The organism is Litoribacter populi (assembly GCF_007483685.1).
Taxonomy (GTDB): domain Bacteria; phylum Bacteroidota; class Bacteroidia; order Cytophagales; family Cyclobacteriaceae; genus Litoribacter; species Litoribacter populi.
Window position 1 is genome coordinate 115452 of record NZ_VMKN01000001.1, and the last position, 24589, is coordinate 140040.

22 protein-coding genes are annotated in these 24589 nt (G+C 43.0%); 11 read left to right on the forward strand and 11 right to left on the reverse strand.

The window, feature by feature from the left end; translation table 11 throughout:
* Window positions 1-2: 2 nt before the first annotated feature.
* From FPL27_RS00535 to FPL27_RS00550, 4 genes are all read right to left on the reverse strand, one after another.
* Window positions 3-605 carry a nitroreductase family protein gene (locus tag FPL27_RS00535; RefSeq protein WP_143959225.1) on the reverse strand — a complete coding sequence of 201 codons (603 nt, stop codon included), beginning with the start codon at window positions 603-605 and terminating at the stop codon, window positions 3-5.
* A 128-nt stretch (window positions 606-733) separates the two neighbouring features.
* A complete protein-coding gene (locus FPL27_RS00540; protein WP_143959226.1) occupies window positions 734-2995 on the reverse strand; it encodes a TonB-dependent receptor domain-containing protein in 2262 nt (753 codons plus the stop codon).
* A gap of 78 nt (window positions 2996-3073) precedes the next feature.
* Window positions 3074-3586 (reverse strand): FKBP-type peptidyl-prolyl cis-trans isomerase, encoded by a 513-nt coding sequence (locus FPL27_RS00545; protein ID WP_143959227.1) that lies wholly within the window; start codon window positions 3584-3586, stop codon window positions 3074-3076.
* A 49-nt stretch (window positions 3587-3635) separates the two neighbouring features.
* On the reverse strand, window positions 3636-4373 hold the full coding sequence (locus FPL27_RS00550) for a hypothetical protein (protein WP_143959228.1): 738 nt from the start codon (window positions 4371-4373) through the stop codon (window positions 3636-3638).
* A gap of 187 nt (window positions 4374-4560) precedes the next feature.
* On the opposite strand from FPL27_RS00550, the gene FPL27_RS00555 reads away from it, so the two are divergent.
* Window positions 4561-5163 (forward strand): hypothetical protein, encoded by a 603-nt coding sequence (locus FPL27_RS00555; RefSeq protein WP_143959229.1) that lies wholly within the window; start codon window positions 4561-4563, stop codon window positions 5161-5163.
* Window positions 5156-5482, forward strand: coding sequence for a Rieske (2Fe-2S) protein (locus FPL27_RS00560; protein WP_143959230.1), 327 nt, complete (start codon window positions 5156-5158; stop codon window positions 5480-5482). Before FPL27_RS00555 ends, FPL27_RS00560 begins: the two co-directional genes overlap by 8 nt.
* A 42-nt stretch (window positions 5483-5524) precedes the next feature.
* On the opposite strand, the gene FPL27_RS00565 is transcribed toward FPL27_RS00560, so the two are convergent.
* On the reverse strand, window positions 5525-6271 hold the full coding sequence (locus tag FPL27_RS00565) for an SDR family oxidoreductase (protein WP_143959231.1): 747 nt from the start codon (window positions 6269-6271) through the stop codon (window positions 5525-5527).
* Between the two features lie 144 nt (window positions 6272-6415).
* Between FPL27_RS00565 and FPL27_RS00570 the strand changes: the two genes are divergently transcribed.
* Complete coding sequence (locus tag FPL27_RS00570; protein ID WP_143959232.1) at window positions 6416-6934, forward strand: hypothetical protein; 519 nt, start codon at window positions 6416-6418, stop codon at window positions 6932-6934.
* Window positions 6935-7011: 77 nt separating this feature from the next.
* Window positions 7012-7614 carry a hypothetical protein gene (locus FPL27_RS00575; protein ID WP_143959233.1) on the forward strand — a complete coding sequence of 201 codons (603 nt, stop codon included), beginning with the start codon at window positions 7012-7014 and terminating at the stop codon, window positions 7612-7614.
* Between the two features lie 57 nt (window positions 7615-7671).
* Here FPL27_RS00575 and FPL27_RS00580 read toward each other — a convergent pair whose 3' ends face one another.
* Both FPL27_RS00580 and FPL27_RS00585 read right to left on the reverse strand, forming a co-directional pair.
* On the reverse strand, window positions 7672-8484 hold the full coding sequence (locus FPL27_RS00580; protein WP_143959234.1) for a universal stress protein: 813 nt from the start codon (window positions 8482-8484) through the stop codon (window positions 7672-7674).
* A 219-nt stretch (window positions 8485-8703) separates the two neighbouring features.
* On the reverse strand, window positions 8704-10122 hold the full coding sequence (locus FPL27_RS00585) for an SDR family oxidoreductase (RefSeq protein WP_143959235.1): 1419 nt from the start codon (window positions 10120-10122) through the stop codon (window positions 8704-8706).
* A gap of 117 nt (window positions 10123-10239) precedes the next feature.
* Here FPL27_RS00585 and FPL27_RS00590 point away from each other — a divergent pair, with 117 nt between their 5' ends.
* Window positions 10240-11106, forward strand: coding sequence for a mechanosensitive ion channel family protein (locus tag FPL27_RS00590; RefSeq protein WP_262712088.1), 867 nt, complete (start codon window positions 10240-10242; stop codon window positions 11104-11106).
* Here the strand turns inward: FPL27_RS00590 and FPL27_RS00595 are convergent.
* Complete coding sequence (locus FPL27_RS00595) at window positions 11103-11531, reverse strand: GNAT family N-acetyltransferase (protein WP_185974256.1); 429 nt, start codon at window positions 11529-11531, stop codon at window positions 11103-11105. The genes FPL27_RS00590 and FPL27_RS00595 overlap by 4 nt on opposite strands.
* A gap of 2132 nt (window positions 11532-13663) precedes the next feature.
* Here FPL27_RS00595 and FPL27_RS00600 point away from each other — a divergent pair.
* Window positions 13664-14392 carry a DUF5131 family protein gene (locus tag FPL27_RS00600; RefSeq protein ID WP_143959238.1) on the forward strand — a complete coding sequence of 243 codons (729 nt, stop codon included), beginning with the start codon at window positions 13664-13666 and terminating at the stop codon, window positions 14390-14392.
* Window positions 14393-14647: 255 nt separating this feature from the next.
* Here FPL27_RS00600 and FPL27_RS00605 read toward each other — a convergent pair whose 3' ends face one another.
* Complete coding sequence (locus FPL27_RS00605; protein ID WP_143959239.1) at window positions 14648-14908, reverse strand: helix-turn-helix domain-containing protein; 261 nt, start codon at window positions 14906-14908, stop codon at window positions 14648-14650.
* Window positions 14909-15919: 1011 nt separating this feature from the next.
* Between FPL27_RS00605 and FPL27_RS00610 the strand changes: the two genes are divergently transcribed.
* The 4 genes from FPL27_RS00610 to FPL27_RS00625 all read left to right on the forward strand — a co-directional run bounded on the left by FPL27_RS00610 (window position 15920) and on the right by FPL27_RS00625 (window position 22686).
* Window positions 15920-16180 carry a hypothetical protein gene (locus tag FPL27_RS00610; protein ID WP_143959240.1) on the forward strand — a complete coding sequence of 87 codons (261 nt, stop codon included), beginning with the start codon at window positions 15920-15922 and terminating at the stop codon, window positions 16178-16180.
* Window positions 16181-16317: 137 nt separating this feature from the next.
* Window positions 16318-17940 carry a TlpA family protein disulfide reductase gene (locus FPL27_RS00615; RefSeq protein WP_143959241.1) on the forward strand — a complete coding sequence of 541 codons (1623 nt, stop codon included), beginning with the start codon at window positions 16318-16320 and terminating at the stop codon, window positions 17938-17940.
* A 5-nt stretch (window positions 17941-17945) separates the two neighbouring features.
* The gene (locus tag FPL27_RS00620) at window positions 17946-21176 is read left to right on the forward strand and encodes a SusC/RagA family TonB-linked outer membrane protein (RefSeq protein ID WP_143959242.1); all 3231 of its coding nucleotides are present in this window, start codon (window positions 17946-17948) and stop codon (window positions 21174-21176) included.
* A 202-nt stretch (window positions 21177-21378) separates the two neighbouring features.
* Complete coding sequence (locus FPL27_RS00625; RefSeq protein ID WP_143959243.1) at window positions 21379-22686, forward strand: RagB/SusD family nutrient uptake outer membrane protein; 1308 nt, start codon at window positions 21379-21381, stop codon at window positions 22684-22686.
* Window positions 22687-22729: 43 nt separating this feature from the next.
* Here the strand turns inward: FPL27_RS00625 and FPL27_RS00630 are convergent, their stop codons facing one another.
* Window positions 22730-22975 (reverse strand): hypothetical protein, encoded by a 246-nt coding sequence (locus FPL27_RS00630; protein WP_143959244.1) that lies wholly within the window; start codon window positions 22973-22975, stop codon window positions 22730-22732.
* Window positions 22976-23221: 246 nt separating this feature from the next.
* Complete coding sequence (locus tag FPL27_RS00635; RefSeq protein ID WP_143959245.1) at window positions 23222-23671, reverse strand: MauE/DoxX family redox-associated membrane protein; 450 nt, start codon at window positions 23669-23671, stop codon at window positions 23222-23224.
* Between the two features lie 214 nt (window positions 23672-23885).
* On the opposite strand from FPL27_RS00635, the gene FPL27_RS00640 reads away from it, so the two are divergent.
* On the forward strand, window positions 23886-24482 hold the full coding sequence (locus tag FPL27_RS00640; RefSeq protein ID WP_143959246.1) for a cyclic nucleotide-binding domain-containing protein: 597 nt from the start codon (window positions 23886-23888) through the stop codon (window positions 24480-24482).
* Window positions 24483-24589 lie beyond the last annotated feature (107 nt).

Sequence of the window (24589 nt, forward strand, 5' to 3'; positions counted from 1 at the left end):
TTTTATTTCACCCAGAAAACTTTATCCTCAATTGGCTTTCTTTTGGCTGCCGGCCAATGGTCGGAAGCGGGCTTGGCTACATAGAAAAAACCCATGAGCCTGTCTTCATCCTTCAGGCCTAAATGTTCCTTAGCTTCCGGATAGAAGGTCACCCCACCTGTCCCCCAATAAGCCGCCAATCCATGAGCCGATGCTGTCAGATACATGTTCTGCACCGCCATGGCCACAGCAGCGATTTCTTCCATCTCTGGAAGGTTGGCCTTTAGATCGCGTTTCATCCCGATAGCAATGATGTGGGAGGCTTTCAGTGGATTTTCCTGAAGCTTCTTATATGCAACATCCGAAAATGTCCCATTTTTTTCCGCCCTTTCCATATAAAGCTGAGATTGAAAATCAGCAAATTTCTGTAAACCCTCTCCCGTAAAAACTGTAAACCTCCACGGTTCCGTCAATTTGTGGGTTGGTGCATAGTTGGCGTTTTCAAGCATTTCCTGGATGATGCTTTCATCAACAGGATCATTTTCCTTAAACTGAGCCACAAACATGCTTCTTCTGTTACGAATAATTTTATTTACCTCTTCAATATTAAAATCAGGTCTTTCCATAAAATGTTATTTTTCTCGTTTAATATTTTGCTTAATTATTACGCCAACCGGAATCGCTAACTTTTAGAAGCATGATCAACGTCTAGATTTATGCTACTACGGTCTTCGGTCTCCCGTCTTCCGTCTTTTTAATATCTAAAACCAACCTTCACCCCACCAAAATAATTCCTTCCAGGGGCTGGTTGATAATATCTTGCAGCAAAGGCATTAAGGTCATTTCCCAGGCTATACGACTCATCGAGCAGGTTTTCGGCACCGCCATAAACCTCCAGATCCCAACGGTTGGCTAAGGTTTTCCTCCACCCTATCCTGGCACTAAGTAAGTTATACTCTTCTTGAAAAACCGTATTGGCGTCATTTAAAGGAATTTTATCCACATACTGATGGGTGAAATTTACATAGAATCCCCAAGCTGTGCTTAGATCCAGCTGATTCACCAAGCTGTTAGGTGCAACGCCTGTGAGTTGGTTGCCTGAAAAATCATTGCCACCACTTTCATAATTCCGGAATTCGAAATAATGGCCGGTAAAGGCATGAGTTATTTTTAGGTTTGTAATTGCCCCAGTAGGGTTTTGAATTAGGGAATAATCAAGTTGTGCCTCCACGCCCCGTTGATCGGTAGCTCCAGCATTCCTAAATAAAACCACTCCTTGCTCATTCGTGAAGGTTGTAATGGTTTCATTCAGCCTGAAATAGAAAACACTCGCATCGAAATTTACCCTTCCCTGCCACCATCCGGCACGGTACCCGGCTTCATAATTAATACCCCTTTCGGCATCCAAGTCCAAATTAATAGATCCCTCATTAGTCCTCACTTCGGCGATAGTGGGCGGAGAAAAACCTGAACTGACGCTGGCATGTACTGCCGAGAAGTCATTGAGTTTTTTGGAGAGCGCCACCCTTGGGATAACCACAGGATCAAATCTTCTTCCTGCCGCAGATGGGGTCCCGAGCTGAGCATCTATACTTCTGTTGATGTCATACCGTGAAAAGTTTTCGCTCAACGCTAAAGTCAAAATGATATCGGAAGGCAACTCCAATTCGGCCTGCTGAAAAAAGAACCCTTGAGTGGTGATCAAATCATCGGCAAACCTCACCGTATCGGCCACCCCATCACGATTTCCGAAATTCTGCGCAGCCGTCTTACCGTATTGATACTCCCCACCGACAATTAACCTCAGTCCTACGTTTCCTATCCTGTCATTATAAGTAAATTTGGTCCTCCCACCATAGCTGTGCTGAAGTTCCCTTTTATAATCCAAAATAAAAGGGTTTTCAAACTCACTTGTCTGGGCATATGCCGAGGTTACATTTTCCAAATTTTCCATAATTTGGTAAGTGTGGGTTAGCCCTGCGTAAAGTGATTTCTGAGCTATGGAGGAGTTTTGCTCAATTGACCCCGGCCTTGCCATTCGGGGATTTTCAAGCACCTGCTCTTCGGTCAATGCTCCGGGGATCTGATAATTTAGATCGCTGTAGAGGATATTGGTCGAAATGCTTTGTTTAGCAGAGGGAGAAAAATGACCACCCAATTGGAAAACCTTTCTATCTACAGCACTATGCTCTCTGTATCCATCAGATTGCTGATGTACGTATGAGGCACTTATCCCTCCGTTCTCCAATCGCTGATCCACAGCAAAGCGATACCGTCGCATCCCAAAATCTCCAATGGCCAATTCAGAACTGATTTTATTCTGGTTCGACTGCTGAAGACTCTGAAGGTTTATTACCCCTCCATTACCTGCGCCATAAATGCTACCAGCAGGGCCCTTAATAATTTCTGAATTCTGGATATTTGAAAGGTCCAACAAATTTAAAGGTGTCGTACCGTCCGGAAACGTGAATGGCATGTCATTCCAATATACCTTAACATTTCTCACCCCAAAAGGAGAGCGTAGAGCGCTGCCCCGAATGGAAATCCTATAACTGGCCGGTGCCCTCTCCTCAACTCTTATTCCCGGTTTGGTATTAAATGCCTGGACAATTGACGTTTCATTGAACCTATAAAGTTCCGCTTCAGTAACTCTGCTAATGGCGGCGGCCTGTTCCAATAAGGGTCTATCCGCTTCAAAAGCCGAAACCACCACTTCACCAAGGGAAGTGGTCTTTTTATCCAGTCTTACTTCTCTGCTCATTCCTGGCCTCAGTTGAAAACTTTGGTTTTCATAAGCAATATGACTGACCATAACAAAGTAGTTTTGAGAAAGGCTAAAGCTAATTATTCCATTTTCATCGGAGACCTGGGTTTCCATACCCTCTGCCTGGATTGTGGCCCCAGGTATAGTTTCCTGAGTTTCTTTATCTAAAATTATTAACTGAACCTCCTGGGCTTGCAAGGTGATTGGTATTGCCAGGAGTAAAAGGAAAAAATAACGCATAATAAATTTCATATATAACTCAATTCATTCTGGACAAAAAGGTTTTGTCCCTTAAGCAAAAAAGACGGCTTCTTACCGTCTTTATTTGTTTTAATGTTGGTGACCTCCTGGCCCATGTACGTGGCCATGTTCAAGTTCCTCCGGTTCGGCCTCCCGAATAGATACAACCTCGCCTTTAAAATAAAGATCATATCCGGCTAGCGGAGAGTTGAAATCCATATGTACCCCTTTATAATCTACCTTTAGAATCTCTCCTCGCAGACGATTTCCTTTATCGTCCTTCATTGGGATCACGTTTCCAATCTTCAGGATATCTTTGTTTTTCTTACTTTGTTCTTTAAAGTTTGATTTCGGAATGATCACTTTTCTGGCTTCATCGTAATCACCATAGCCGTTTTCAAAATCTATAAAAACCTCGAAAGGATCTCCCACTGATTTACCTGCAATCGCTTCCTCAAGCTTGGGCAGAATATTATTGGCGCCAAAAAGGAATGGAAAAGGTTCGTCTTTGGTTACTTTTTCCCGGAATTCCTTGCCGTTTTCGCCATCATCCACATGTAGCTCATAAGCCACACTTACTACTTTGTTGTTTTCAGCTATCATAAGGGCAAATTTAAGCAGTCGGGCTTCAAAAACTGAAGCCCGACATTACTTATTTTTTATATGCATCCTTGTAAGGGGACCATATTTCATAAATCGGATCACCTTTGGAACTCATCCCACTGTGGTGCCACTCACTGTCTTTTACCTCATAATCAAATTCTAAGCTGGCTCCCACCCTGCTGTCATCTCTGGAGAAAAATTCAATATTCTCTGTGTATTTTCCATTTTCGGCTGAGTAGGTGCCACCCCCAGTACCCATAAATTGCTTCGTCTCAGAATTAAAGGCAATCCACTGGAATCGTCCTCCACCGAGAATTTTAACCGTTCTTCGGGCTCCAGGAGTGGAGCGGCTCATTTCTCCGTCACTTTGACGGCCGGTAAACACCCAGTTGCCACTAAGATCATCAGTATTATCACTGATTTTTTCCCAGATTTCAATTCTCTCCCTGCCATCATCTTGCCCTGTAATGACCAACTTACCTTCTACCCAGTCCACTTGATGGGAATTAGAAGATCCAATTAGATCCTCATTGTCGGTGTGGAAATCAAATGTTTCAGAATAAGTGCTGCCATCCAGTTGAAATTCGCCACCACCGGCACTGTGGAATTTATCCCCTTCTTTTTCCTTTGCCCCAAAGGCAAAATACCCATCTTGGTAAATCTTCACAAACTCATGTTGGGGCATATCCTGACCGTTGACATGAGTAAGCTTCCATGCGCCTTCCAGATCTTGCCCATAAGCGAGTCCGGTAAACATAAATAATGCTATAAATAGTAATCTTGTCATGTTATAAAGGGTTATTTGGTTAAAAATAATTGTTTCTTTGCAGCGTCAAATAATTCTTGATTGCCTACCTGCTTATGGTGCGGAACTTGCACTTAGGCAAAATAGATTAAATGCCTAATAGGCAACCTTATGCTAATTTACATTGTTTCCCCTAGGATCAAAAACAGGATTTATTTTTAAAATGTTAATGGAACAACAGAAACGGGTTCATTCTCAAAAAGAGAAGAGAGCTTATTTAATTAAAAACATTGTTAAAGGACTAGCCATGTTTGCCTTGTTGATAGGCACCTTTATCATCGCGGGTAAAACTCTCGATCCTGAACGCTTTGCCTGGATTCAGCCAATTTTCGGAAGGGTCACCTTAATCATTTCAATCTTTATAGCTTCTGAGGGTTTGTCAGGCCTATTGCCCCCGGAAATCTTCATCATTTGGGCGATGCAGGATGGCACCTTCCTTCATTTCATGTTCAAGGTTCTATTTCTTTCCTTAATTTCCTATGGAGCTGGATTCCTTTTATATACAGTTGGGAGAAATCTTCGCAACAACCAAAAATTCAGAGCTATTAAGCTGAAATTTTTCTCCAAATACGATAAATTATTCCGTGAATATGGCGGCTTTTTAATAATTGTAGCCGCCTTGAGTCCCCTACCTTTCGGGATTATCTGTCTCATGGGGGGAGCCTCAGCCTACAATCGCAAAAAATACCTAAGATATAGTCTATGGCGCGTTGTTAGATTTGTTATTTATGGTATTATTTTATGGCAAATAGATGGATTGCGATATGTCTAAAAAATTTACGTTAGGCTCTGACAGGTCGTCTGCCCTAAGCCTGCTTCCCGAAAAAGCGATCCGTAAAGTTCAGCTAGGAGATGATTTGATCTGTTTGACAAGGATTGGAGAAAAGATTTTTGCCTTCCAGCACCTCTGTCCCCATCAGTCCGCCTCATTGGTGGATGGCAAAATCAACAGCTTCGATGAAATAATCTGCCCCCTCCATCATTATCGCTTTGACCTTCACACCGGAGACCTCCGCTCAGGTGACAATTGTCCTGACCTGAAAGTCTACCAATCGGAGCTATCGGATGAAGGAATCACAATTTTTATATAAGGAGCCTTCCTTTTCCGTTCCAAGGTCTCCTGTCTTCCCTCTTCAGGCCTGATCTGTTGGCCTTACAATAATCTCATTCACGTTGGCACGCTTACTAGCACATATGGCATAGAGTACCGTGCCTGCCACATCCTCGGGAAGCAGCATCCTCATTTTGTCCATACCACTTTTTTCACGGTTTTCTATCACTTTTGGATCCTCGATAGTGGAGGAAATTTCGGAAATGGTCGCCCCCGGCATCACACAGGTAACCCGAATCCCTTTACTTGCCGACAATTCAGCTCTCAAGCCTTCTGTGAATACATTTACCGCAGCTTTTGTTGCTGTATAGACTGCCCCTCCAGGAAAGGTTTTTAAGGCAGCGTCTGAGGAAATGTTAATTATATGACCATCTCCCTGATCTAGGAATGCTGGCAACACGGCCCCACATCCATAAATTACCCCCTTTAAATTGGTGTCCACCATGTTGTCCCAGCCATCATGATCCAAGCTTTCAAAATAAGACAAAGGCATTACTCCTGCATTATTAATCATCACATCGATCCTTCCAAATTTATCAAGGGTGAACTTAACTATACGGTCCAAATCGCCTCTAAAAGTCACATCAGTGGGAACGAAGCAGGAGTTTCCTCCTCTTTGGTTTATTTTTTCACAATTCTGCTCCAAAATATCTTCCCTTCGCGCACCCATTACGACGGTGGCGCCTTCTTCGGCCAATTTAAAACAAATTGCCTCACCAATACCACTAGAAGCACCCGTCACTATCACTACTTTCTTGTCCAATTTCATCCTAAAGAGGTTTTTGAAAAATTTAAGGTTAGGCTTATTTACATATCAAAAAAGAATCCAAAAATATTTTTTATTAAATATGGCATTTTGGATTGATTTTAAAGGATAATAAAATGTAAATTGAACGAGATTACCAATTGACGTATGAACAAGAATTTTATCAGTGGGCTGATTTTGGCGGTCATGGTGGGCTGTCAGGCCCCGCAAACCAGCAGTGAGGCCCCAATACCCTCCAATGAGCCTATGGATACGGTAACGAATGGAGGCGAGGAACGTAAGGTTTCTGAAATTAAACCAAAATTGGAACAAATGCTATCGGCGGCACATTCGGCTCTCGATGCAAAAGAACAGGAAAAGCAGGATTCCTTGGGCCAAAAAGAAGTTTTGGTCTTGAGGTCTGACGGTGAGAATTGGCCGGTAGTCATGGAAGTGGACAGGCCTGAGGGCAAATTTGTGTACTATTTCCAAAATCAGCAATTACTAGCCGTAGATAATCCAAGAGGACATTTTATAATTGAGGACAACAAAATGAAAGTATGGGCAGACCAAAATTGGAAGCCTCTGACCCATAAAAGCACCGAGGAGTGGATCGATCAGGAAAACCAAATTTTGCTGGAAGCCAAAAACTACTTAGCGACTTTTGATATTAATTATGAATATTGAACGTTGGGAACTATAATTGCGTGAAAAGTAAAATCACTGGGCTACAGTGGTTAAAAATTTAGCTAAGCAGGTTTCTTATGAAATGGTTTTGGGTCATGTTGGGCATTATTTTTTTCCAAGGCACTTCAGCCTGGTCGCAAAGCTACGGTACCTCGGCAGGACTAAGACTTGGCAGCAACAAATCTCATCGCACAATTGGCCTAAGTTTACAACAAAGGGTTTTTGACAACATTACCCTAGAAGGGATTGCCCAAACGGATTTCAACAATAACACCACCTTCCATGCCCTGATACAGAAGCATTCCAGGATTATCTCTCGTAGGTTTAACTATTACTATGGCACCGGAGTAAGTTTTGGTTGGGAGGAAAGCACCCATCGCATTCCGGAAACCCGAGAAATTATAACCACTTATGGCAACAATACCTTGAATGCCGAATTTATTGTGGGTATAGAAATGACCCTGCTCAAAACAAATATAAGTCTGGATTACAAGCCAAACGTAAACATCGTTGGGTCCCGCACCCCCTGGTACAGCGGTCAAGTGGGCATATCAGCACGACATGTGATTGTCAAAAGTAAGGAGCAGAAAAAGAAGCAACGCCAACGACAGCGATTGAAAAAACGCAACCAACGAGGCAATGTTTGGGAAAACCTCCGAGAAAAAGTAAGGGGATACTGATCAGCATCCCCCTTTCATTTGTATATGGTTTTTACTTTATCTTGCTAAGATTAAGGGTCAATATTGGGTTATCCAGATGGTTGATGAGGCTTTCCGTAAGACTTGGGGAAAATAACTGCTTAATATTCGATTTTCCTTCAGTTGCAATAGCCAACACATCCATACCCATTTAGTCATAAAATTACTGATGCCCCGTTCCTCGTTAAAGGCATTGTAAATGTGTTTTTGGAAATTGTAATTTGGAAATCCTTCCGCAAAGCTGTTTAGCATATATTCCATATCTTCAGATTCCTTAAAATAATAAGGTGTATTGATATACAGCAAATGTATCGGAGCAGTGAGGTTTTCGCCTAGTTCAATGATTTTTTGGAAAGTAGGAACATGTCCATCCTGGTAAGTAGAAGCAAAGACGATATTTCTGAAAGTATATTCATCCGGCTGGTTTTTTACCACGAGCACTGGTATTGCGCTATTGCGAATGACTTTTTGAGCATTGGAACCGATCATGTACTCGCGTATTCCCCTCGCTCCGTGTGAACCCATGACAACCAAGTCAAATTCACCCTTATTGATATGCTCTTCAATAGCTTCCCGGCTCTTGTTAAATTGAAGACTGGTTTCCACAGGTACTCCCTTGCTGTGAGCATAATTTTCTAATTCTTTAAGCGCCCGTTTGGAATTGCCTATTTCAGCTTTGGTTTCGGGATAAAGATTCTCTTTCTCTAAAGGTAAATTGACCCAATCCAGTGGCGTAACAACAATATGTAGAAAAACTATAGAGGTGCTACACATTTCAGCAATGGCCATGGCATATTCTGTGGCTATTTTTGAACCTTCAGAGAAATCGGTGGGAACAAGAATTTTTTTCATATCGCTCAGGAAAAATTGATAATAAAACTAAACACCAAAAAGTGCGCTTCGAAAAATGGCACTTACCTGAATGCTAAAAAGGCTTGAATAAATATACTCAAAAAATGGCATGAAGGAAATTATATTATGGTAAAATTAATCTTTCTCCAATCAATTATCTTGCTGTGTGATAACCATTTGATTTAGCTGAAAATAGACCTGTGAGAAAATTGAAAATTATCACCTTACCAGTTCATTCAGCATTCTCCTAAAAATCACTCCATGAAAAGGTAAAACCGAGAACCAATATGCTCTACCGGCCACTCCCAATGGTCGGAAAGTAGCGGTTTGAACGAGTTTATTTTCTTTGATTTCAAATTCCAGCCATGCCTCACCAGGAAGCTTCATCTCAGCATAAAGTAAAAGCCTTTTTTCTTCCTTATTGGCATAAAGTACTCTCCAAAAATCAAGCGAATCCCCAGCAAAGATCGCCGACTTGTGCTTACGACCTCTCCGAAGTCCCACACCCCCAAAAATTTTATCCAAAAATCCTCTAAACCTCCACAGCCAATCAGAAGTATACCAGCCCGTTTCACCACCGATTGTCCAGATTTTATGTAATGTATCATTTACATCACGTACTTCCTTTTCTCTTTTATCAATGAAACACCCATAAGTGGGCACCTGAGATAACTGCGATATCCCCCCCGCCAAGACATTTCGTGCCTGAGCGTCGATCCAGCTGGACACCACTTCCTCATTTTGAATTTTGTCAAATGCCAATCGAATGGCCTCTTCATACGTCAATAGCTCAATTTCCAGCCAATCCGCCAAATCATTTTCCTCCACTATCACCTCCACACTCATGCTGCTTACCAAATTTACTGCAAGGGAATAAGACACTGAGGTGACAAAATACAGCCAATATGAGCTCAATTTAGGTGTCATAACCGGAACAGTGATAATCTTGCGCTTGAGGTTTCTCACTTTCGCAAAGCGCTCAAGCATTTCCTTATATGTTAAAATCTCGGGGCCACCAATATCAAAATGGCGATTGTAAGTTTTCTCCATTCCCACTACACCTTTCAAAAACTGAATCACGTTACGGATGGCGATGGGCTGCGATTTGGTATTGAGCCATTTGGGGGCCACCATCACTGGAAGCTTTTCCACTAAATCCCGAATAATCTCAAAAGATGCGCTCCCCGAACCAAGGATTATCCCAGCCCTCAAAGTTGTCAAAGCAAATTTTCCCTTCCCGAGCGTATCCTCCACCAGTTTTCTGGATCTGAGGTGCTTTGACAACTGTTTGTCGTTGACAATACCCCCAAGATATATAACTTGCTTTGCATTAGTTCTTTCCATGGCGGAAACAAAATTCTTGGCTGATTTCTCCTCCAATGATTCAAAATCACCCTTTTTACTTGACATGCTGTGAATAAGGTAAAAAGCAACATCTATATCCTCAGGGACAGCATCCAACGTGGATACTTTTAGAAAATCAACCTCAACTATCGATAGATTTTTCTGCTCGTATTTACTAGCATCAAACCGCTGTTTATCTCGTGTACAACAGGCTACTTCATGCCCATCAGCAAGTAAAGCTGGCAACAAACGCTGCCCTATATATCCAGTGGTTCCGGTGAGTAAAATCTTCATCTAGAATAGAATTTTGTATGTAGAGACAACAATCACCTTTTTGATTTGTTGAATTAGAGACCAAATCAATTTTTTGCAAATGGATATCAGGACGCATCAGATTTAATATTTACCAAACTGGAAGACTGGGCAACCACAATAATCGCCATGCTCCCGAATTTTGTATTGGCAGTGTTGGTGGTCTTTCTTGGGGTAATAATCGCCAAAATTGCTAAAAACCTGATTTATAAGGCTCTTCGGCGAGTAACTAAGCATGAGTCATTGTTATCTCTCATCACTACTACCATTCATGTGGCAATCATTTTGGTGGCTTGCTTCATAGCCCTGGGAGTACTAGACCTTACCAAAACGGTTACTACCTTGTTAGCTGGTGCTGGTATTATTGGATTGGCCTTGGGCTTTGCTTTTCAGGATATCATGGCCAATTTTATGTCAGGAGTCATAATGGCTATCAGGCGACCATTTGAAGAAGGGGATCTGATTGAATCAGAAGGCTCCAAAGGTATCATTCAAAGGTTGAATCTTCGCTCCACAGTAATTCGCTCCTTACAGGGACAGATTCACATTATTCCCAATAAAGAAGTCTTCGAAAACACAATCATAAACTATAACACATTTGGCAAACGACGGATAGATTTAGAATGTGGTGTATCTTATGGTGATGACCTGCAAAAAGTAAAGGAGGTCACTTTAAAAGCCGTAAAGTCTGTAACCAATGTTCTTTCCGAGGAAGATATCTCCCTTTATTTCACCGAATTTGGGGACAGCTCAATAAATTATGTGGTCAGGTTTTGGGTAAAATTTAAGAAGCAACCAGATTTTTTGCAAGCTAGAAGCGAAGCAATAATGGCTATTAAGCAACAGTATGATGAAAATGACATTATGATTCCATTCCCTATCAGAACCTTGGATTTTGGAATCAAAGGAGGGGAAAAACTCCATGAAGTATGGCCAAAGGACAACCATAAAGATTCCGATAATTAATCAAAAACCATATGGACCAGAGGGTATCCCAATCCCCAATGGTCCTGTTCTACTTTTTTGACGATTCTAAATCCTTGGTGTTTATAAAATTCTAAAGCTGAAATGTTCTGCTCATTCACCTCCACGGCATCAATTTTTTCAAAATCTCTGGCATGTTGAAGCAATGCCTTTCCATATCCCTTTCCTATAAAATCAGGAAGAACATACAGCATTTCGAGTTTGCTAGAGCGGGTACCATAGAACCCAATAAGTCGGTCGGTATACAGCCCCACAAGATTGAGAGATTGTAAAAAGGTATTTATGAGTAAGGGTTTCATCAAAGATATGTCCTCTTCTTTCAGAAAGTCGTGAGAAAAGCGGACCGAGTCTTCCCAAAGTTGGATTACCTCAGGAAAATTTTTATCAGTAAGTCTTTCAAATTCCATTAACATCCAGGTTAAATGAGGGATCTACCCATAGTTACGAATTCTTGGCGCAGGCTTTGCACATTTTATTATTAATACTAATTATATGAATTATTCTGTTCTAGTTTCAAATTTATGATTTTGGATCGATAATCCTATAAAAAATCACAACAGAATAAATATTTAACCACTGACCACTATTATATGAACCTAAAAATTGAGGTTCAGGGTTTTAAAGGAATCATAAATTTGGAGATAGTTACTGAAAAAAGAAGGATGTAAGAAAGCTGTTATGTTCGGATTATTAATAAAATGTATTACTTAACCTTGTAAGCGAATAGAAACAATAAATCCCCCGATCGCTCGAGTTACTCACTGGAGGGTGCAAATAAATTTAAATTATTCATGTGCATGAAAAAAGAATATCCATTCTCATTATTTGTTTTCCTCAAAATCTGATGAATCTTTGGGTTGAACCTCCTGTCCTCTACCTAATTGGACTTAGGTAGTAGGTTTAATCTAGAATCTAATTTTTTCTCTAGGACACAGATTTTTGAATGATTGATTTCACACTAACTCTGGCTTGGGGAATGTCTTCATTAGTGGCCTCCACCATTTTGGTCGTAACCAGTGTCGATAAGTGGGTTAGGAAGGGAAATCAGGTTTGTGTTGGTCACAGGTAAGTATAATTTTTAAGGACTGTTATGTCATTAGTTTCAGATGCGCATAGGTACCGTCAGATCAATTTTTTGAGCTATGGATGGGGTAATTAAAAAAAGCCTCCACAGCAGGTGGAAACCCTTTACTAACCATTTTGTACTTATGAGAATTAAATATACTAAAAATAGTTAACACTTGTTACAGTTTATTATGCCCGCGCAGGCTGGTCCGTGGTGATATGGTGTGTTTTTACCACAGAAAGCACAGATTTCCACGGATTTTTAATTGTAATTTCTCATACCCCATACTTCTCTGCGCTACTTTGATTATTCGGCCTGCGGCCTGATTTAGGGGTTTAGAAATTGCAAAGCGGCGGCATGACTACATTGCGGCAGTTTCACGCCAAGGGCGCTAAGAAATTCGCCAAGGGCGCAAGGATCTAAGTTTGGCGTGTACTTTAAACTTCAAAACCTTCCCGGTCCGCGAAGCGGATATCGGAAGATAACCTTCTAAACAGCGTACCAAGAATCGTCACGGGATTCGGCCTGTTCCCTAACCAATTTTTCGCGATAATATTATATAGGAAAAAAGCTATGGCTTAAGGTATAATGGGATTTTTTTCACTTTTTATGGCAGGCAGCCCGTCGTTCACGGGATTTTGCCTGAAGGCTATCCAATTAATAGCGGATTATGTTACATAGGAATAAGGTATAGATTTGTGGGATTTGAGGTTGATTCTATTTTTACAGCTGGCAGCTTGTCGTTCACCTGTTAAAACCCGTCGTTCACGGAATTCGGCCTATTCCTTATCCAATTTATTGCAGATTATATTACATAGGAATAAGGCTATGGATTTCTGGGATTTGAGATTGATTATATTTTTACAGCTGGCAGCTTGTCGTTCACCTGTTAAAACCCGTCGTTCACGGGATTTGGCCTTAAGTATATCTAATTTATCGCTGACTATAAGGCTATTGACTGATTTCATATTTTTGGACTTTCATTTGTCGAATCATTGATGAATATCTGGGTTACATAAAGGTTTTTACCGCTATTAGTATTGATAAAGCTTTTGTTTGTCCTTTCTTTTTTCTTTTTGAAAAGAGAGGTTAAAAATCACATGACAGAGATAAATCCAGGAAAGCATCTTAGGAAATTTAACATATGGACTAAATTTTTTTGATTTAAAAATTCGATGTTATGCAAAGTTATAAGATAATTTATAAGTTAAAAATTCTGCAAATTGTACAATTAAAGAAATATTTATTTACAAGAAGTTTAGTGAAAGTTTTTTATTCTGAGATTTTAATAATTTATTGAATTTATAAACATATATGGTGTCTAAATTTACCTATTTATTTGTTTTTATTTAAAATATAAAACTTTGTATTGATTTGGTTATGTTTGAAAAGTTTTGATTTTTTTTTAGAAATAGAAATTTAGAGGGGCTAGTCTTCCAGAACAAATGGGCATCAATATGAATTATTTTAATTATGGCTAAATCAAGCATTGAATGGACCGAATTGACTTGGAATCCCACAACCGGGTGCTCCAAGAATTCCGCTGGATGTAAGTTCTGCTATGCAGAAGTCATGTCCAAGCGGCTGCAGGCCATGAGGGTGGATAAATATAAAGATGGTTTTAAAAAAGTCCGCACCCACGACGATGCTTTGGCTACCCCTTATTCTTGGAAGAAGTCCAAAGTGGTATTCGTCAACTCCATGAGTGACCTTTTCCATGTGGATGTGCCTTTGGAATTCATCAAAAAGGTTTTCAAAGTCATGAACGAAAATCCTCAGCATGTCTTTCAGGTGCTGACTAAGCGTGCGGATGTACTGCTGCAATATCACCAAGAACTGAAGTGGACCCATAATATCTGGATGGGGGTATCGGTGGAAGATGAGCAGGTGACAGACAGAATAGACCTGCTCAGGCAGACAGGTGCAAGGGTCAAGTTTCTTTCTTGTGAGCCCTTGATAGGACCATTGCCCAACCTTAATCTTGATGGTATCGATTGGGTCATAGTAGGAGGGGAGAGTGGCCACAAACCTAGGCCGATGGATGCTGATTGGGTATTGGATATCCAAGAGCAATGCGATCGAGCAGGAGTGGCATTCTTCTTCAAGCAATGGGGAGGAAAGAATAAGAAGAAAGCTGGTAGAGAACTCAATGGCAGGACCTATGACGAGATGCCCGAGATGGAGCTGCAGAGGAGTGTGTAATAATAGAGATTCTAGTCCCTAAATCAATAAAGCCCCCGATCTCTCGAGGGCTTCTAATTACTCATTTGAGGGTGGTCAACAACTAAATCGCAATTCATTATTAAAACTATATTAATACCTAGAAACCACGCTTTACCAAATATACCATGCTAATTGATTCTATAGGTGTGAGCTTCCATAATAAATTGAAAAAAGGGGCATGTCCGCCTAAATAATATGGATTCAACTGTGAATAACCGAATATAGCGGCATTACTCACTTTTTACTATCAAAATCGAAATCATAGTCAATCAGATCTTTTGGATGAATTCCAAGTCCTTTAGCTAATTCAAACAAGGTAGTCAGAGTAAGATTTGAGTCCAATTTTGTCTCTAGAACGCTTATTTTAGAATGGTGTATGTCACATCTCAGAGATAATTCCCTTTGTCCGAGGCCTTTTTCCTCTCTAAACTGAATTAGTAGCTCCCTAAACTTCCTCATTCTATCCACGTCTCTCGGTTTCATTTTAGCTGCCATAACTCTAAGCTCATGGATAATCAAAAAAAATCTGTTATTAGTTCTTGTAACATTGAAATATTTGATCTAAATTAGCAGGAGTTAAATTGATGAGGAATTTGAAAAATTATAATTCCTTTAATAGTTTAGCGAATTCTACTTAAAAAGCTTTTGTAGCATTCGCACTTTACGTCTCGAAACTGAAAACGACCAATTTTCCAATACGAACGAGATTGAAAGTGAGAAATGCTCACGCCATTGGCGTGGGCTACTCGCTTGCTTGTTCGCCGGTGCTTGGTCGTACCTCAGTTTCAGGCAGGAAAGAGAGTCCACACCAATGGCTTTATTTTTTGCAGAGGCGTTCCTATATAATAATTATGGAACAGCAACAATACAAACCTTCATATCTGCGCTACGGCTCTCCTGCATGGGCCGCCTGCTGCTGTGCTGTTTCCCCATGCTCCCAAAAATTCTATCAAACCTTGAAGCAACTTCAAAGAAATTTGATTAAAAGCCCGGACTGAGGCTTCGCTGTTTATTTGGCTTCGCCGGTTCTGGCTTCGCCGTTTACTTGCTGCGCGCTTATGGTTTAAGGTTTAAGGGTTTTGGTTTTTAAAGCATAGACTTGACCATTAGGATCCCAGCGGGAAGCTAAAATGGTACACTGAGAGGTGTTAAGGGAAGGTTTTACATCCCCCTTAATCCCTCCCGAAACGCTTCGCTTATCGGGACAGGCTCTTCAAAGGGGGAATTGGTCACGGTGAACCCATAAACCATAAACTTTCCCCGCAGGGGAAAAAGTAAGCCATAAACCAAGAAGGTATTGAAAAAAAAAAGAATGCATCAATTCTTCGGGGGAGAGGTATGTCCAGGCTGCGCGTTTATTGGCTTCGCCGGTTAAAGGATGAATGCGCGGTGACATCCCCCTAGCCCCTTCAAAGGGGGAATTGTTCGCGGTGAACTGTGAACCGTGAACCATAAACCTTAACCTTTCCCCGCAGGGGAAAAAGTAAACTTTAAACCACAACAATTATGAAACAGATTAAGAAACTATTTGATGGCATCCTGTGGCTGCTGGTGGGGGATAGGCCATTGACGAATCTTAAAGTAGATTCGGATAGCAGGTATACTTATGTCCCGGACCCCAAGCCGAAGCCCATGAGCCGGGAACAGCAGGAGGCGATATTGCTGTGCAAGGCGATAGGGGTGATACTGAGGGAGGAGGGGGAGAAGAATAAGCTAAAGGTAGAAGTGAGGATTAGTCCCATGGCAGAGGAGCCGGAGCCACAGTAGGTGATGGTTTAAGGTTTATGGCTTAAGGTTTATGGTTAACGGTTAAGGTTGCTGGATTTGCTGTGAACATTTGAACTCTTAACCGTGAACCTCTGAAGTTCACGAGTACAATTTTCAATTTTCTAAATAAATCAACGATGAAAAAAAGAATGATCTTTTTCTTCCTGGGACTGGTATGTCTTTTTGGGAGAGTGGAAATAGTAGTAGGGCAGGAAGTTGCCGTTCACCCTCAAAGCTCCGCCGAAAAGGTCGGCGGGGCGCCGGTGGTGGTGTATGGTGAGATAGTGTCTTTCGGGCCTATTGAAGAGCTAAGTGTGAAAGCCTATCTGGACTATTATTATGATGCTTTTGTTGGCACTGGGATAGTTAACGAGCTCCTGGCACTTGAAAAAGGGAATATCTATCTGGGCCAGGTTCCAGCCAACACACGGAATTTTACCTGGGTGTCCCCTCCCGTGGCGGATCCAATTTTTGTCAGTTTCTTCCAACCGGGCAGGACGCTGATGGACAACTATCTTATGTCTCCCGGAGACACTGCCTATGTCAAGATTAATATGCCTTCCCTGACATTGAATTTTGGAGGGCCGGCAGGTAAAAAGCTTTTTGCCCAATCCTATCTGAAGGCCTATAAGGGAAACCAGATTCTGGACCATCCCTTATCCCTGATTACCGATAGGGAGCAGGTGTATGCCGATGAAGCCCAGCTTAAAAATTTTGAAAATGCGAATGCCGTTCCCCACCGTGAGTCCAGAATATTTAGCCCGGGTACCGAACCGATCGGGGAAGTGGTAAAAATCGAGGAGTCAAAACTCAGGGGGCTGCTCGAGGAATTATCCAGATTTGGGGAGGTCTTTTCAGCCTCCGAATTTAAGGCAATGGAAGTGGCTGCCAAAGCGGAGCGGGATCTTAGGATTTTGGCCAAGATTGAGCTAGCGCTACAGTTTAATACCGAAACGGATCCCTCGGGCATCAGGGGTCATGCACTTTCATATTTCAATAGCCGGTATGGGACCCTGCCGGATTACGGTGTGGAGGAAAGCATACTCGGGGTAGTTCCCGCATACATAGATCTGATAGTACAATGGGCCAGGACCAGCGCCAAAGCCGAAAGCGGAGAAGCAATAAAATCCTTATACAGCCTCCCTCCCTCCATGGCGCGGGACAAGGCAATAGGGGGCCGCCTGATCCGGTTTTTTAATTCCATAGTATCCGCCGAGGAGGAAATCCAAATGGCCAAAATGCATGTGGAAAGTGAGAGGGTATTGAGAGACCTGGATGCGTTTGTGGCCAACCGCAAAGCAGGAGGTGCAGTGATGGATTTTGAGTTTGTGGATGAGAAAGGTTCCCTTGTCACGTGGAAGGATTTTGAGGGGAAAGTGGTGGTGTTGGATTTTTGGATAAGTGGCTGCAACTCCTGTCTGGGGTTCTACAAGAATACCCTTTCCCATATACAAGAGGAATTTGCTGACAATCCAGATGTGGAGGTGGTGACCGTGTCGGTGGACAAAAACAGGGATACCTGGCTCAAGAGTCTTTCTACCGGAAAATATACCAGTAGTGATGCCGTAAACCTACATACGGATGGATATGGGGGGAGACACCCCTTTCTTATCAAAAATGCCATCTCGGGATATCCCTTCATCCTGATACTTGATGCCCAAGGCCGTGTCTTCCGGTCCGGAAAAATATCCTACGACCCTGAGGATATGAAAAAGCTCATCATGGAAGCAGTCAACAATAAATCTTTAACCTTAAAATAACTGATATGAAAAGAGTATTACTGATTAAAATTTTGGTTTGCCTCTGTTGTCTGACAGCAATGGGGCAGACCCGAAGCGACCGGACCTTCAGAGGTACGGTAGTGGATGCCGTAAATGGGCAGGGGTTGCCCGGGGCGGTCATAAGGATCCAAAACCGGGATTTGGGGGCAGTGAGTGATGAGGAGGGAAGTTTCATTTTGAATCTGGAGGCCGGGTCGTATACGCTCACGGTGGATTACGTGGGATTTGAACAGTTGGTAAGAAGGGTTGATTTTCCCCGCGAAAATGAATTGGTATTTGCGCTTCAGGAAAGTGAGAATGCGCTCCAGATGGTGGAAGTGGTTTCCACAGGATACCTTGAGTTGCCAAAGGAAAGAATGACGGGTTCGTTTTCCTATCTGGACAACGAGCTTGTGGATAGAAGGGTGGGCAACAATATATTGGACCGGCTGGAGGATGTCACCCCGGGATTGGTTTTCAACAGGACCGGTTCCCCTCAGGACCTACTTAGTATAAGAGGACGAAATACCATATTTGCCAATTCACAGCCACTGATCATTATCGATAATTTTCCTTATGACGGTCCCCTGGAAAATATCAATCCCAATGATGTGGAATCGGTGACGGTACTGAAGGATGCCGCTGCAGCGTCGATTTGGGGGGCCAGGGCCGGGAACGGTGTAATAGTGATCACGACGAAAAAGGGAGGACTGGAGCGGCCCCTTCGCGTGAGTATCAATACAAATTTTACCACTACCCAGCAGGATGACCTGTGGTACAATCCAATAATGTCCACCCCGGAATTTCTAGAGGTGGAGGAGCTGTTGTTTGGCAGGGGGTTTTACAATGCCAGGGAGAGCTCCATTGACAACCGTGCGCTAACTCCTTATGTAGAAAGCATGATAAGGCACAGGGATGGCCTGATATCCGACTCAGAGTTGGGAGCCATCAGAAGTGAGCTGGGAAGCAGGGATGTCAGGCATGATTTGTCCCGGTATTATTTGAGACCGCGCAATCTCTATCAAATTGCGGCCAATATACAGGGAGGGACCAAATCCAGTACCTATGCCTACTCGGCAGGGTATGATAACAATACCACCGGCTTTACCCACAACAATGAAGACAGGATTACGCTTTCGGCCCAAAACACCTGGACGGGCATGAAAGGCAGGCTAAAAGTGGGAACGGGCCTTTATCTGGTCAGAGACCTCAGAACATCGGGTAATGAGGGGCCTTCCCAGGTAACCTTTGAGTCCATTGATCCAGCTTATCCTTATGCAAGGTTAGTCGATGATCAGGGTAGGCCGCAATCCATAATCCGGGATTATAGGCAGGGATTTGTAAATGGGGCCAGAGACCAGGGGCTGTTGGATTGGCAATATATTCCGCTTGAAGATCTGGGGAGGCAGCGTGAGCATATGGAAAGCACGGATATCCGGGTAAATCTGCAAACCTCTTATAATATCCTGGCGGGATTGGATGCGGAGGTTCAGTATCAGTATTGGCAAAATGATAGGGATGCGGGTACGGTTTGGGACGCGGATAGTTATTTTACAAGAAACCTGATTAATAGATATACTGAAACCGTGGGGACGGAACTGGTGCGGCACATTCCGCTGGGGGCCATATCAAACCGGAACAACAGGTTTTCCCAAAGCCATAATCTTCGGGGGCAGCTGCGATACAGAAAAATAATTGGTCAGGTACATGATATCAATTTACTGGGGGGATGGGAAGTCAAGGATCTGGAAACCCGTGGCAATTCCAATCGATTTTACGGCTATAACCCCAATTTGGCCATGAGTCTCCCAGTGGATTATGTAAGTCGGTTTCCGATGTACAACAATCCCGGCCAGCTTAACACGATACCCCATGGTCTAGCCCATACTGATCTTACGGACAGGTTTGTCTCCTATTATTTCAATGGGTCATATCTGTACAACGAAAGATACGGTCTTTCGGCAAGCATGAGAAAAGATCAATCCAATCTATTTGGGGTTGAGGCCAATATGAGGGGAGTGCCGTTGTGGTCTGTGGGAGGCAGCTGGGTGCTATCGAACGAGGACTTTCTGCAAAATCAAAAATTCAATTTTTTGAAGCTCAGAAGTACTTTCGGCTATAACGGCAATGTGGATAAAAGACTGACAGCGGAGGTGACTTCTTCCAGTATTGTGGGGGGGTCAGGTACAATCAATCCGGGCCTGCCCTATAGTTTGATCCAAAATCCGGCCAATCCCATGTTAAGATGGGAGAAGACGCGGGTTACCAATTTGGGACTTGATTTTGAATATGGAAATGGCCGGTTTTGGGGCAGTATTGATCTTTTTGACAAATATGGAGAGGACTTGATCGGTGATACCGAAATGGCACCATCCAGTGGGGTAATCAGGTTTAGGGGAAACACATCCACTTCCAGAAGCCAGGGAATTGATATGGTGTTCAATACCCTCATATTGGATAAAGGCTTGAAATGGACAGGGACCCTGATCGGCAATCTGGTAAGGGAAAAAATCACCGGGTATTTCTTTGAGGCCACGGTCAATAATTATTTAATGCATGGCAGCGGTGCCATGGGATCAATAAATGCCTATCCCCTGGTAGGTAGACCACTTTACTCAGTTTATAGCCTTCCTTGGGCAGGTCTGGATCCTGCTACGGGAGACCCCAGGGGATATCTGGACGGTGAACCCAGCAACAATTATTTCGGGGTTATCAACAATACCGAGGTTGGGGATATGATATACCATGGCCCTGCCAGGCCGCCAGTATTCGGTGCGTTGAGAAATGATTTTGCAGTTGGGGATTTTTCACTATCGGTCAACATCAGTTACAGGCTGGGGTATTTCTACAGACGGAATTCCGTATTGTACAATGAAGTATTGGCAGGCAGGATTTCCCATTCGGATTTCTCTGACCGGTGGCAGCAACCCGGGGATGAACTTATAACGGATGTGCCTTCTATCCCTTCCGCCGTGAATATCAGCAGGGATAACATATACCGTTTTTCAGAAATCCTGGTAGAACGCGGAGACCATATCAGGCTTCAGGATGTTCGGTTCTCTTATATGTTGCGTAAAAGCAAACTTCCTAGGCTGCCATTTGAACGTGCGGAAGTTTATACCTATGCCAACAATCTTGGCATCCTTTGGAAAGCCAGTGATGATCCTTTGGACCCGGACTTTCCAATAAGCCGACCCCTGAGAAGCATTGCCTTTGGGATACGGGTTGATCTCTGAATCAAGTCATAAATATCCCCGTTCCGCCGTACTTTCTTCATAAGGTTTAGTTATACGGTTCCGGCGGGCGGGGTATTTATATGTTTATAGTTCACGGTTAACGGTTGGTTTTTTACCATGAACTTTTAACACTGACTCCTTAACATTTAACATCTAATATCATGAAAAAACATATATACTTTATCATCATCTTCTTTCGGGAATGCTAGTCGGTTGTGAGGGTTTCTTGGACGAGAGACCGGATAAGTCCATAGTGGTTCCCGGTTCCATAGATGACCTTAACCTGATGCTGGACAATTCTGAAGTGCTGAATTTTGTACCTTCCTTGGGGGTATTCAGTTCAGATGACATTTACTTTCCAATAGAAGCCTATAACAGTCTTACCAACGCAGTTGAAAGGAATGCCTATACTTGGCAACCTGAAATATATGAGGGGGAGTTTCCTGGAGACTGGAGGTCGTGTTACCAGATTGTGTACTTTGCCAATGTGGTTTTGGAAAAAGCATTGGAGTTTTTGGAAAACGAACCCGACAATGCTGAAATTAAGGAAATAGTAGCTAGTGCAAAATTTTTTAGGGGGCTCGGGCACTATAATGCTGTGTCCATATTTGCAGGGCAGTATGATCCCGCGGATGTAGAGGAGCTGGGCATTCCCTTGAAGTTGAGCCAAAATGTACTGGAAAGGCCTGTTAGAAGTACGCTTGGGGAAAGTTATGAACAAATTTTAATGGATCTGGAAGATGCGGTTTCAGACCTTCCCGACTTTTCGGCAATCAAAACCAGACCCTCCAAATATGCCGTGTACGGGTTGCTGTCCAGGATCTATCATAGTATGGGCAATTATGAGATGAGCAGGTTTTATGCAGATTCAGTATTGACGGGGCCTTACTCATTAATGGATTATAATATGTTCAATAGTTCTATCCTTTACCCATTTGAAAGGTATAACAGTGAGGTGGTATTTCATGCCAGTTTGGTTCATTCTGCCACATTTTCGAGGGTTACTACATTGGTTGATTCCGCCATGCTAAATAAATACGAAGACGGTGATCTGAGAAAGAGCTTGTATTTTATCGATAGACCAACAGGTAAAAGTTTCAGGGGGCAGTATTCGGGAATGTTTAGATGGTTTGGGGGAATTGCCCTGGATGAGATGTATCTAAATTATGCAGAGGCTTCTATTCGGTTGGGGCAGGTGGAAGAGGGGATCGAGGCATTAAATGAGTTGCTCGATCATCGATATATGGCGGGGACGTTTGAATCCTATACCACTGAATCCATAGATGACCCCATGTCTTTGGTGGTTGCCGAGCGAAGGAAGTCACTGATCCACCGGGGGGTAAATTGGTTGGATTTGAAGCGGTTGAACAGGGAGGGCATTTATGGCAGGGTATTGAGAAGGATTGTTGATGGGGTAGAATATGAATTATTGCCGGATGACCCCCGATATGTATTTCCCTTACCTATGGAGGAGGTGATTTTAAATAATATGGAGCAGAATCCCAGGTAAGTAATAAAGGTGATGGAATTTTTCCATCACCTTATTTCCCTTACTACTCACGCAATGGTATGAAAGCTCCTTGCTCCACTGTCATTCCGTTTTCGTCATAGGTGCATTGGTCTCCAGAATCACATTCATAATCCTCTCCAAGTGTCCAGTTTGTAACATTTATTGGACCTAAGGTAGGATGGTCGGCGAATTTGACCTGATTCGTTTTTGATGGCATGTTAAACGCAAATGCCATAGTTGCTGCCAGCGCCAATCCCAGGGCTGGGAGCGATTTAAATAGTGGTTTCATCGTTTTAAAATGTTGTAACAGTAGTTGTGCTACCGTTGTGTTGACTTATTGATTTAATGCATGCATGCGCTTGGTCCGTAAGAGCTTTGGCTGCGCGTGGCCTGGTCTCTTTTAAGGAATCGGACCGATCCCTATATTCCACCTGATTTGGTGAGCTTCCAATCCTCACCCTGGAAGAGGCAGAATGTTTATTGTAATTGTTTTACGTTAATCCATTCACCTTCCGCAATGCGGAAATTAAACCTATCAACTTGTCCCCACTTCCTGATTTACTACAGCAGGCATTGTGGTGGAGAGGTAGATTCCTACAGCACTGATTGCTACAAAGACCAGGTTTACTACCAAATGCGCTCCCCAGCTCATGGAGTCAAAGATGCCTGCGCAGCCGCAGGGCACACGGGGGAAGGCGCCGATATAGATCAGGGCTACATAGGTGGTGAAGGCTGTCATGAGGATCAGGGATCCTACCATGCCTGCAAGCCTGGTGGATGGCCACAGCAGCAGGGCCACCAGGGCCAGTTCGCCCACAGGCACCGCCAGGGCAAAGACTTCCGCCCACTCGGTGGGAAAGGGCTGGTTGAGCATGCTGCTCCGGAAACCGCCGAAGTCCACCAATTTGGCCACTCCCGTATAGGTATACAGGATGACCAGCACCAGTAGCAAAATTTCCAACCCTATGTTTTGCCAATGTTTCATAATCAGTTCTGTTAGAGATTGATGATCATAAAGTTAATAAGGTGAATTGTGTTGGTCAAGACCCAAAAATTTGGCATTCGGTTTTGGGGGAGTTAGCAATCCGATGTCAAGAAATTAGGCAAAAAAAATAACTGAAAACGTGAAATTTGGCTCCTTTTGCCCTGAATTTCACTTTAGGGCTAAATTTTTTTGGGCTTATCGTTTTTAAAAATCTATGAACAGTAAATTTGATTCAAAAACCCCGTACATGAAGCGCTATAAGAAAAAGGTGCAGCTCCAGCATTACCTCAACCGCTTGGGGATGGTGCACCCTGAACTGGCTCCAAGCCTCCTGGCCGAAAGCGAGGAGCTGATGCTTACCCCTGCTGAGGGGAGCCTGGATCCTTCGGGGCGCTTACTATTCTTGCATTCCGGCCAGCTCCTGGGGTCACATGATCCTATACTTGACATTACCCGCGTGATATTCCCCGGGGAAATGGTGCATGCCGATGGGCTGGTGCAATCGACGGTGTGCAATTGGGAGGCAGCTGACGTTTCCATTATTTCCAGCTTTGATTATCAACAGGTACTCACCCGGCTGCAATTGTACGGGCTAGATGCCGAAATCCTAATTAATAGCCTAAGAGACCAGGAAGCCGAGATGGAGGTGATGCTGGATGATCTGATGTCCCTGTCCCTGACTGATAAACTCACCTACCTGGAAAACTATTATCCGCAACTCATCACCCACATGAAAGGGAAGGACCTCTCGAGATTTCTGGACATCAGACCTGAAACCCTGAGCAGGGAGGTGAAAAAAAGAATTGGTTAGCCGCTGATGTTTAGAGGGTTTGAGGCTATCCATGTCAATTTTTCAGCCGATTTATTGCAAAGGGATATGAAAATTGAATGGTTTTGTCCTAATCTGTAGTTTTTTAA